We start from the raw sequence: 11104 nt of genomic DNA on the forward strand, positions 1-11104 counted from the left end.
TGCAAAACAGAAACCAAAGAAGGACGACACACGCACCCAAAACGGAATCCGTTATGTCACCGCACTCCCCAGTCCTGACCCATCATGGATACAAAGGCATTCTGGATGGCCTGACAACGGCAGTACTTGTGCTGGGCGAGGATCTCAGCATCCGGTACCTGAACCCAGCCGCTGAAAGTCTGTTCAAGATCAGCTCTGCACGAAGTCAGGGGCTTTTGCTGAACGACGTGTTGATCGACTCCGAAGGTGCACTGAAAACACTCCATGAGGCCGCCCGGGATGGCCGGACCTACACCCGGCGTGAGGCGGAATTCTTTGTCCTCTTTGGCTCACGACTGGTCGTGGACTATTCCGTCACCCCACTGTCGACCAACCCCACCGAGCTCCTGATGGAGATCCAGCCTCGCGAGCGCCTGATGCGCATCACCCGCGAGGAAGACATTATCTCCCAGCAGGAAGCCAGCCGGATCCTGGTGCGGGGCATGGCCCATGAGATCAAGAACCCGTTGGGCGGCATTCGTGGCGCGGCTCAACTGCTGGACCGGGAGCTGGCAGACGAAGGCCAGCGCGAATATACCAAAGTGATCATCAACGAGGCCGACCGGCTGCGCAGCCTGGTGGACCGGATGCTGGGCCCGAACAAGGCACTGTCGAAGGCTCCCACCAACATCCACGAAGTCCTGGAACGCGTGCGTACCCTCATTGACGCCGAGAGCAAAGGCCGTATCCAGCTCAAGCGCGATTACGACCCAAGCCTGCCGGAATTCTCCGGCGACAAGGAACAACTGATCCAGGCCTTCCTGAACATTGCCCGGAATGCCATGGAGGCGGCCTTCGAGAATGAGACCACCGGGCCGGCGACCATCTGCTTCCGCACCCGGGCCTTACGGCAATTCACCATCGGCCACCGCCGGCACCGCCTCGTGTGCCGGGTGGACATCATCGACAACGGCCCCGGCATTCCCGCCGACCTGCTGCAGAATATCTTCTATCCCATGATCAGTGGGCGGGCATCGGGTACCGGACTGGGGCTTTCCATTACTCAAAGCATCATCGGCCAGCATCACGGCCTGGTGGAATGCGAAAGTGAGCCTGGAAGAACCGATTTCATCATCTTCCTGCCTCTGGAGGACTACCAATGAGCGAACCGGCAAACGTCTGGATTATCGACGACGATCAAAGCATTCGCTGGGTGCTGGAACGTGCCTTGAGCCAGGCCGGTATGCAAACCAGAGTGTTCGAAAATGGCGAGAACATCATGGCCCGGCTGGAACACGAACGGCCGGACGCCATCATCAGCGACATTCGCATGCCGGGCGTTGATGGCATCACGCTGCTCTCGCAGGTAGTGGAAAAGCACCAGGATGTCCCTGTCATCATCATGACCGCCCACTCTGATCTGGACAGTGCGGTGACCAGTTACCAGACCGGCGCGTTCGAATACCTGCCCAAACCGTTCGACGTTGACGAAGCCGTGGCCCTGGCCAAGCGGGCGGTGGCGCATGCGCGGGAAAAACGCGCCACTACGGAGCCTACCCCAGAGAATGCCCAGCGCAATGCCGAGATCATTGGCGAAGCACCTGCCATGCAGGAGGTATTCCGGGCCATTGGCCGGCTCTCCCATTCCAATATCACCGTATTGATCAACGGGGAAAGCGGCACGGGTAAAGAGCTGGTGGCCCAGGCGCTGCACAACCACAGCCCCCGGGCACGCAACCCGTTCATCGCCCTGAACATGGCGGCGATCCCGAAAGACCTGATTGAATCCGAGTTGTTCGGCCACGAAAAAGGCGCCTTCACCGGTGCCGCAGCCGCCCGCCAGGGCCGCTTTGAGCAGGCCAATGGCGGCACCCTTTTCCTGGACGAAATCGGCGATATGCCTGGCGACACCCAGACCCGCCTTCTGCGGGTGCTGGCCGATGGCGAGTTTTACCGCGTGGGTGGCACTACACCCATTAAAGTAGACGTACGCATCATTGCCGCCACGCACCAGAACCTGGAAAAACTGGTGGACGATGGCAAGTTCCGCGAAGACCTGTTTCACCGCTTGAACGTTATCCGGGTACACCTGCCCAAACTGGCCGAACGCCGGGAAGATATCCCGAGGCTGATGAAACACTTCCTCAAGCGCGCGGCTGAAGAGCTGGCCGTTGAGCCGAAGGTTCTGCGCCCGGAAGCGGAAGAATACCTCACCACCCTGCCCTGGCCCGGTAACGTCCGCCAGCTGGAAAACACCTGTCGCTGGCTGACGGTAATGGCCAGCGGCCGGGAAATATTGGTGGACGATTTACCCCCGGAACTGATGCACCAGGCCGCGACCGAAACCACCACCTTCGGCCGCACCTGGCAAGAAGGCCTGAAAAGCTGGGCGGAGCAGGAACTGAAGCGGGGCAAGAAAGGCATTCTGGACACCGCCGTGCCCGAGTTCGAGCGCATCATGATCGAAACCGCCCTGAAGCACACCGGGGGGCGCCGACGGGATGCTTCCATCCTGTTGGGCTGGGGTCGGAATACGTTGACCCGGAAGATCAACGAATTGGGGCTGGATCATCCGGAGGGGGATGAGGAGTAAGGGCTTTTGCTCTTCTCTTCAGCTTCCTTGCTCAGCTGATATGTCATCCTGCCCATCCTTGGCTAGTTTCCTGGCGTGCATACGGAGCTCTTCCATCGAGCGGTTTCCAGGACCACTTTTAATTCCCGCGTCTACCAACGCCTGCATCTCGGCAATCTTGCGTTGACGATCCTGATCCCTGCGAATCAAATCCCGTATGTAATCGCTGGCATTTGCGTACCGCCCTGATGCGGCCTGCTTCTCAGCCCAATGTTTCATTGGCTCAGGTAGTGAGATATTCATAGTTGCCATTATGTGTCCTCCATCCTCGGCAACATTATGGCAAAGATTGCCATTTTTGGCACATGCTTTATATCTCACCCGCCTTATAACCGCTCAAACTTCACCGGCATCTCTAGTTCAATACTTCCTGCCAGTAGATGATGCGGTCGTTGCCTCGGTAGACGCCGAACGTAGCCCGGGCGGAGGGATCCTCCAGCGAACCATCGTCATTAAAGTCGCCCTGAAGCCACAAAGGCACTGCGAAGGTAGCGATCACATCGCCTCGATTTTCCGCGCCAGGAGCCTCCAGCAACACCCCCCTTCCGGGCGGGGACACGCCTCCATTGAGCGTATCCGAAAGGGAAGTGACTGACGTGCTTCCCCCACTCAGGCCAGATTGGTCCAGAGAAACATCCGCCGTATTGTAGGCCCAGCATCCGTCCGCCGCGTTGAGCACAAAACCACCGGAAGTGTAATACTCAGCCTGGAACGGAATCTCAAGACCGGAGGTTTCCGGCCCGTAGGCATTTTCCATCTGTAAACGCCCATACCTCATATCCAACCCGAATACTGGATCAATGGCTACCGGTACCTGGGGCGATGAGACCCCATCCGCGTCTGAAAAATTAGTTAATTCAATGCGATAATCCGGCGTGAATGAAGGCACGCGGCTTTTTGGCGTCTTGCTATAGGTAACCTCATCATCCGGGGCAAACCGGTATTCCAACCGACCCGGATCCAGCACCGACAGGCTTCCACCATTTAGGCTGGTGGACACCGGGAAAGGATTACCATCCACGTCAACGGCGGTAACGTCCGAACTACCCGGCGAGCGGTTCGGATCAAGGTTTGCTGCTGACAGACGTTGAAAATCGCCCAATGTGTAATTACGGGTGCGGGTACGGGTAGGGATGCCGCCGGCGTTCGGGGCGTACGGGGCGCTCAGGGCCTCGAGGGTCAAAGCCGGCTGCAAACCGTTTTTCCAACTCAAGCCCTGCCCCATGTAGGCAAACGCTGTGGTCACGCTACAGTATGGCGCCACTTGGCCAGGCTCGGACACTACGACTTTGAACCGGTCCGGAATAAAACGACCGACGTACGGTTCTTCATTACCCAGCACATTCTCCGTAGCCAGGTAACTGCCGCTGGCAAGTGACGGCATAAGGCTGATAATGCCAACCTCTGGCCACCGGAAAAGACCACACGCAGTTCCAGCGGTGGAGGCATTACCGTTACAGTCTTCGCCGAAATTACCGAACGCACCGGTAAGTGGCGGCAAATCGCCTCCCGACGGGGCTACCAGAGCTTCAGTCAGGTCCACTGTTTCCGGCGTGACCTCCTTCCCGAAGTTGGGAGTAACATTTCCACTGGCGTTGATCGAGGACACATGGATTTCAAAGTCTGCACCGGCAGCCACGAAATCATTATTATCCAGCACATTAGTGGCGGCCGGATTACCGGGGATCTGCAATTCAAAATGATCCGGACGAGCCACGAACGTGCTATCACCCAGCATTACCAAACCGGCATCATCCCCTGACCCCTCGTATCGGGCATTCAACCGCACTTGACCTACGTCTGGATAACGGAGATCAGCGGTTGCCACACCATTGCCGTCAAAGGCCAAGGAAGTTGTTCCACCCTGGGATGCAGGAATCGCGGTGCTATCTGCATACACGTCCAGACTCCCCGAGGAAGGATTTACATAGTCGGACCAGAGAAAAACAGGCTTAGTGACATTGGAAAAACCTGGTATGCATTGCTCAGTTACTGGATCCTTGCGCACCGCTGCGATGGTTGCCTGGACCAATGTATCCGACACATGATCCGGCACAGAGATGTCAAACCCGGAATCGAAAAAAGTCATATCGCAATTATTGGCTGAAAGGAGTCCAGAGCCATTATCGCAGAGCGTATCAGAGAACGCCTTTGTTCCAGGATCAGACGTCGGTATCGCCAAAGTTACCGTACCGGGGCTGGTAACTCGCAATTCGGCCGTCGTAGTTCCTGTAAACGTGAAGGTATCTCCAGCCACCCAGCCAGATGGCGACATGGTTACCTCAACAGGATCCGGGAACTGTTGGCTGCAGTCAGCATTATCGCAGGCTCGGATCGTGACTGCCTCGGGACTGCAGGTAAGGCCAGTACCGCTGTGTACTATCTCGAAGTGATCCACCAGATTTTCCACTGGACCAATCTTGTCGGCACAGATCTGAAGGTTGTCTAGCTCATGGATATTGTCCGAGGCACCGGTCGAACCTGTGAGTGACAACAACATATTTTCCGGAATCGGCGGTTGGCCCGACAAAGTTTCCTGGATTAACTGTTCAAATTGATTACCGGTCCCAAGCCCCCGCCTCTCAACGGTTAACTCAGGCGTTCGATTGTTCCTGGAATCAATGGTAATCCTGTATCGATAAGGATTGTTGGCATTGTTGGAATCAATGCCGTTCTGCAACTCTCCCGAGTCCGCGATATAGGCATAATCCGGCGCAGCTCCCCGGATGGTTACGGCATCGGGCGTAAAGCCATCCCCCCCTTGCCGGCCCTCGTTATCATTCGCGAAGTTGCCATATTCATCAAGGCCAACCCCCAGCCAGCCTCCGGCAAAGCCACCGCTGCCATCCGGTTCCTGCGCATACCCGAGGGAACCGCCGTATCCGCCGGCTTGCGGCGTAACTGAGGCATCCGAAAACACTACGGCAAGGCCATCGGCACCGGAACCGCCGTATGCGTAGTAGTCGAACTCCACCTGGATTAAATTGTCAGCCCCGGGGAATGTTCGCTGATAAGTTGCCGCTGTCGCCTGATTGCCCACATCTTCAGTCATTCGAAGGCGGTTATTGATGATCTGCGGGGTGAAACTGCCGCTGGAGCGGTCTGTTACCCAATCGGCGCCCAAATCTGTCCGGTTAAAGTTCTCGGGCTGACAGGTAAACGAGCGACTCTGTAAAATCACGTCGTCAATGTGCCAGTAATCGTAATTGCTACCGCTGCCTCTCCACTGCAGGAAACGAAACCTGAAGCCGGAATGGAGGGCACCTGAGGGTAACTCAAAGCTACTCTGACCTGCTTCACCCTCTTGGCCACGCCCCTCGAGAGTTTCCAGATCCCTCCAGTTATTCGACCGATCCAAATATTGAATGTATAAGTCTTCGTTATTGTCCGGTGATTCACTGAAGCTATCTCCACCTCTCCGCCACCAATAATCAAGACTTACCGTTGTCGCTCCCGACAAATCAAAAGCTGGAGAGGTAATAACTACTTCACCACCATTGATTGAGAGTGAAGCTGGAGGGCTGCTGTTTGTATCACCAGTAATATCAATCTGCCCGTCCCCATATTCATTAACCGTCCACCCGTCGCCCAGGAGAGTACCAGTATCAAAGTCATCGCAAAATATTGCGTTGACCCCACTGCAAAAGGTATCTGGCCTGGTTAAAATTCCAGAGCTTCCAGACTCAAATGCGAACCATCCAATGGCCTCTTCCAGTCCCGTCCGCTCCGAGTCGTTCACCTGATCTTCGTCTATATGAGCGGAAAAATCCGATGCCGACAGCTCACCACCACAAAACCGGAGCCAGCCACCATTAGTACCTGCCATGGTGTTATGGCTGGCAACCAAATCAGGCATTGCCCCAAACCCGGTCAGTGAGTAGGTATCACAGGAATCATCGTGTCTATCAACATCCCGGCTGGAAAGTCGCCCAGCAACATACGAATGACCATTATTTGTGCCACTGGCTGGTTCTATTGCCACCCAGCCAATCACCTCTGAACCATGATTCCAGAATGCCTCAGCTCCTTCCAACGCAAGCGTCATTCCACTGGTATCAGGGGGATTTCCTGTATCGTTGCCACTCTCCCAGGCCGACGAAGTAATCCAGTCCGAATCGTTAAAACTGTTTACCGAATGTAGAACGGCAGGGCGCTGACTGAAAGACTGCTGAAAAGTGACGGTATCGAAGCCCCAGTTATTGCTCCACCAAGAGCGCACACCCGAGGTTGCAAGCTTCCCCGCTTCCAGCCTGGTCCCATCCGGAAATTCCCATACGCCTTCTTCGACAACCCAATAACGTATTGCCTCGGCCGCCCAGCCCCCTGCAGGTTTACAGTCATACCCTTCACTTTCACAAGGACTCTGGAAACCAACCTGGAAACTGGACGCCGTTACATCCCGGACACGGGCACTAAGAGACCGATCATTGTTATGGGTGACTGGCCCCACAATAACGACAGGGTTGGTGTAGGTCTCGCGCAAGGTAACTGTTTCCCAGTTACCAGAGTCAATCGAGTCGGAGACCGTAACCGAACCCGTTTCAAAAAACGCTGTCTCGGCGACGGCCAAAGAAGGGAGTGTGAGGAAGATCAGAAACGGGATAACGAAAAAAATCATCTTAAACGAACCTCCACTGTCCTGGATGCCTCTTCCTGACCAGTACCGCAACGACCTTCGCTGATCACTTCAAAAAGTCCATTCCCAGTAATATCCGTACAACGGATCACAGCTCGACAGCCTGACAGACCTGCATCCGGGAAACTAAGGGTACCGTTGGCAAAACACTGAGGATTAGTGGGGTCCGCCAGCACCCTCTTCACACCGACCTGCCCGCCACTTTCGGCGGCAAAAAACGCGCGCTGGGACTGTATCTGCAGGCTGATGGAGCGGCCAGAGCTTTCCTGCAGTTGAGCCATCCCGACTACCAGCAATGCGAGTACGGTAATGATGAACAGCGCAACGGGCAAGCCAGCGCCCGTCTGCTTTCTGAAGCTTGGATCAAGGCACATTTCGAATCTGCACCTCCTGGCCTACTTCGGTTGTTTCGTCGCCGTCCGGGTCCCTCAGTTCAAAGGCGAAATGGACCAGCGCGCCGCGATTCAAGGAAGGCGGCTGGACCCGCAAATCCAGGCTGCCCGAGACCAGGTTGGCACTCATCACTTCGCGGGTTCGGCTGCTCTTACCGGCCAGATCGCTGGCCGTGGGTTGGTCTGTGCCATGGCTGTAATCAGAGTACCGGTAGAGCCATTCGTCATTGGCTCCCTGGCCCTGGCAGATACTGACACGATTGCCCACCGCATAGATTCGCTTTTCCGGGGAGCGCTCCCGAAAACGATGCGACTCTGTGCTATCAAAAAAAGTAACGGTGGTATCCAACGGGTCAACTTCGTTGATGGGAGGAGAAACCGGGCCCGGGTCATCACTGCCATATAGATCATCACGGGGCGAGCCGTAACCATAAACAATTAACTGAGCGCCTTCTGGTATAAGGTCACCAAAGGGCCGCACTTCGACTCGATCAAAATCCGGTCCCGTGGGCAGTTTTTCATAGCCGGTCGCGCCCAGGACCGGACGCCACTCCAGGCACTCACCATTTTCACGTACCGTCAGGGGGAAAGCCTCCCGAATCTCGCGGGTGATCTGCTCACTGATCACCACACCCTGCAAGGCTCGCTGTTGGCGGTCACCAACATCAATAGCACCGCGAGTGGAGAGGGCGACAAACTGTACGGATATGGTGGCCACAATGCCGAGCAGGATGATCACCATTACCAGCTCTATCAAGGTGAATCCGCGCTGCCCAGCCATCAGAAATTCCCCCGATAGCCACTGAACAGGTAATTATTGCCGGAGGGATCGGTGATGGTTATATCAATGCGCTTGGCTTCGTAGTCATTTGCAAAGCCAACGTCGGTACCGGCACAAACCACGGACACCGAGACCGAAAAACCACTGTATCCTGTCAATGGGGCTTCTTCATTGTTCTCCGGTGCGGCACTGCTGAGTTCGTCGTAGTCATCAACATCGTCGTAGGTGGCGCGGGTTTCGGTGTCATCCGATCCGATATTTCCGCAGTCTGCCTCCGAACTGCTGCCAGCCTCACCTCCGCCCAGTGGTGAACCGTCAGCGTACTTCTGGGCCAGGATTTCATCCATGTAAAGCTGCGACAGGGCCACCGCCCGACTCTGGTTCAACGGATCCGCACTGCGGCCCGCAATCAGGGCAAAGGCGCCAACAACGCCGGCAATGGCGATACTGATGATCACAATGGTCATGACCAGCTCAACCAGAGTTGCGCCGGCCTGTCGAGCACACCCACGCGCCAGGCTAACCACTGCAGACCCCGCCATAGACTGCTCCGAGGGAACTGACGCAGACCTGGAAATTGCTATCACCGGAAATGCTGATGTCCCGGTTAGTACGATCAGCTGGTCGACCTAACTTGTCAAAGTCGATGGATTGGGGAGTGGCATTGCCGTTGACGGTTATGGAAACGCCACCTGTCGGCAAAGTGAATTCTTGGAGAATGAAGGGAGGAGTCGAACCCGGACCATCTGGGTCAAACTGGGCCCTGAAGACGGGCTCGCTACCTGCGGGGTGTTCAATACGAACCGATGCATTTGGTTGCCCCGCCAACGCTGCCTGCTGGGCAAGCAGCGTGGCGGAGGCAAGTTGCTGGGTGACCAGCATGGGAGAGAAGGCGGAGCTTCTAGCAAAAAGCCCGATACCGAGTGCGGAGAGCACGCCGATCAGAATGATGACCGTGATTAGCTCTATCAGGGTGAAGCCGTAACAGTCTCGGACCACTATCCCACCTTTAAAGCCCAACTGCTCTCCAAAACAGAACCATTCATCCCCTTCTTAAGGACAATTAACGGCTGCAGTGGAGGCAGGTGTAACCGGCGTTGTTGTTGTATCGGCCTCGGTGTAAACAAAAGAACAACCATCATTCGAGACCGTAAGAGTAGGCGGTGTAGCAGCGCTGTCGTACGCAAGAGTAAAGTCAGCCGCAGACAATTGTGCAGCAGCAGCGATACCGTTATTATTCGCCACAGCCGGAGTCGTTAAAGTACCCCCTGCCTGAGGATAGCCACCCACCATGTTGATCGTTTGGCCTTCAAGGGTCACGTTGCCTGTGCTGCCACCAGCCAACCAGGCGGCATGCGCAATTCCTGTAGCAGATTTAACCGCTCCCTGAGCTCCGGAAATTGCAGCCTGCTCAGCATCGCCCCCCAAGTCCGCAAAACGCGGCAAGGCAAACGCCGCCAGGATACCGAGGATCACAATCACCATGACCAGTTCGATCAGGGTGAAGCCTTTTTCTTTTCTTGCTGTCATCGCTTTCATGTTATTGCTCCATTTTACCGTTATGGCTTGCGCTTTTAGTTAATTGTGGTCTCGATTTCGCCGGTGTCGGCGTCGTAAACAATGGTACTGCCCTGTCCGTCCGACTGGTACGTAAAGACACAGTCACTGCCCGGATCCCCGTCTGCATCCGCCTGGGTCGTCACAGCGTAATCCGGGTTTGTTCCATTGATTGTCGGTGCATTCGATTGCAGAACGCCTAACCAAACCTGTTGGCAAGGGGCTGCTGTCATATCTGCATCGTTACTGCCACCGGTTGCCGTGGGCCACCCATCTCCACTCACGTCAACATTGTCATTACCAAAACCTTGAACGTCGTCTGTGGCTGCAGTCTGGCCATTGGACACCCACTGAGTTTTAGTCAGAGCCACACCCGCCGCCAGCGCTCCCGCAGTTGCCCGGATACTGGACTGATGCGCCTCCTCCGACAACTGCGCAAACCGCGGCAAGGCAAACGCCGCCAGAATCGCCAGGATGGCAATCACCACCACCAGTTCGATCAGGGTAAAACCCCGGTTCTTTTTACCTGTATGCATGACAGCTCCTTAGCCTCATATCTTTGAGAATTGTGTCACAAACCTCAAGTTAATCCCTATAGTTCTCAAGGTTAATTTGACCAGATTTTACACGGGTCAATTTCAGGCCAACCGCCCGGGGCGGTTTGTTGCCGGCCGGGGTGGTGTAGTCTACTTCCACCCGCCAGGCCAGGGGCTCGGTGCCGGCACCCTCTTGGCCGGTGATCGTGGCCCTGGCGTCGGGTGAGCGAGGAAAGTAAACCACCACTTGTTTCTCTTCGTGGAAACACCAGCCCCCCGGTTCCGCATTCGTTCGCTGGCAATCACCTCCCCAGTTCATTGGAGGCCGCTCCAATAACTGCACCGGGTTGAGGCCCGCCAGCGGTTCCAGTTTTTCATCGGCCAGCATGGCTTCGGCGCCTTTGACCACCAGGGCGCTGCGAAACTGGTTAAGCATCAGCCGCACGCCCTGCTGTTCGGCCTGGGCCGTCACCCGCTCCAGTGAACTGAACAGGTAGGTAACGGCGAACCCCAGCAGGCACACCGCCAGCGCCAACTGGAACCGGCTACGATAGTCCGCCCCGATATGGCCGATTCGGTTGGCCATACCGG

11 protein-coding genes are annotated in these 11104 nt (G+C 56.1%); 2 read left to right on the forward strand and 9 right to left on the reverse strand.

Translation table 11 applies throughout. From position 1 onward, the window contains the following. The first annotated feature begins 53 nt into the window (after positions 1–53). Positions 54–1142 (forward strand): nitrogen regulation protein NR(II), encoded by a 1089-nt coding sequence (glnL, locus tag BY454_RS05820; RefSeq protein ID WP_104416868.1) that lies wholly within the window; start codon positions 54–56, stop codon positions 1140–1142. Continuing rightward, positions 1139–2572, forward strand: coding sequence for a nitrogen regulation protein NR(I) (glnG, locus tag BY454_RS05825; RefSeq protein ID WP_104416867.1), 1434 nt, complete (start codon positions 1139–1141; stop codon positions 2570–2572). Before glnL ends, glnG begins: the two co-directional genes overlap by 4 nt. A gap of 18 nt (positions 2573–2590) precedes the next feature. Here glnG and BY454_RS05830 read toward each other — a convergent pair whose 3' ends face one another. From BY454_RS05830 to BY454_RS05870, 9 genes are all read right to left on the reverse strand, one after another. Beyond that, positions 2591–2863, reverse strand: a complete 273-nt coding sequence (locus BY454_RS05830; protein ID WP_104416866.1) for a type II toxin-antitoxin system ParD family antitoxin — start codon at positions 2861–2863, stop codon at positions 2591–2593. Positions 2864–2966: 103 nt separating this feature from the next. Beyond that, complete coding sequence (locus tag BY454_RS05835; protein ID WP_104416865.1) at positions 2967–7229, reverse strand: DUF6701 domain-containing protein; 4263 nt, start codon at positions 7227–7229, stop codon at positions 2967–2969. Next, the gene (locus tag BY454_RS05840) at positions 7226–7621 is read right to left on the reverse strand and encodes a pilus assembly PilX family protein (protein ID WP_104416864.1); all 396 of its coding nucleotides are present in this window, start codon (positions 7619–7621) and stop codon (positions 7226–7228) included. The genes BY454_RS05835 and BY454_RS05840 overlap by 4 nt, the downstream gene beginning before the upstream one ends. Next, positions 7611–8420: a type II secretion system protein gene (locus BY454_RS05845; protein ID WP_104416863.1), complete on the reverse strand. Its 810-nt coding sequence runs from the start codon at positions 8418–8420 to the stop codon at positions 7611–7613. The genes BY454_RS05840 and BY454_RS05845 overlap by 11 nt, the downstream gene beginning before the upstream one ends. After that, positions 8420–8962: a type IV pilus modification PilV family protein gene (locus tag BY454_RS05850; protein WP_146082691.1), complete on the reverse strand. Its 543-nt coding sequence runs from the start codon at positions 8960–8962 to the stop codon at positions 8420–8422. The genes BY454_RS05845 and BY454_RS05850 overlap by 1 nt, the downstream gene beginning before the upstream one ends. Continuing rightward, entirely contained in the window at positions 8940–9440 is a 501-nt protein-coding gene (locus tag BY454_RS05855; RefSeq protein ID WP_258075575.1) for a pilus assembly FimT family protein, read from the reverse strand. The genes BY454_RS05850 and BY454_RS05855 overlap by 23 nt, the downstream gene beginning before the upstream one ends. Positions 9441–9473: 33 nt before the next feature. Continuing rightward, the gene (locus BY454_RS17130) at positions 9474–9959 is read right to left on the reverse strand and encodes a type II secretion system protein (protein ID WP_104416862.1); all 486 of its coding nucleotides are present in this window, start codon (positions 9957–9959) and stop codon (positions 9474–9476) included. A gap of 35 nt (positions 9960–9994) precedes the next feature. Next, a complete protein-coding gene (locus BY454_RS05865; RefSeq protein WP_104416861.1) occupies positions 9995–10513 on the reverse strand; it encodes a prepilin-type N-terminal cleavage/methylation domain-containing protein in 519 nt (172 codons plus the stop codon). 49 nt (positions 10514–10562) lie between these two features. Then, positions 10563–11099, reverse strand: a complete 537-nt coding sequence (locus BY454_RS05870; RefSeq protein WP_104416860.1) for a hypothetical protein — start codon at positions 11097–11099, stop codon at positions 10563–10565. Positions 11100–11104: the final 5 nt, after the last annotated feature.

Source organism: Marinobacter persicus (assembly GCF_002934325.1).
In the GTDB taxonomy this organism is placed as follows: Bacteria; Pseudomonadota; Gammaproteobacteria; order Pseudomonadales; family Oleiphilaceae; genus Marinobacter; species Marinobacter persicus_A.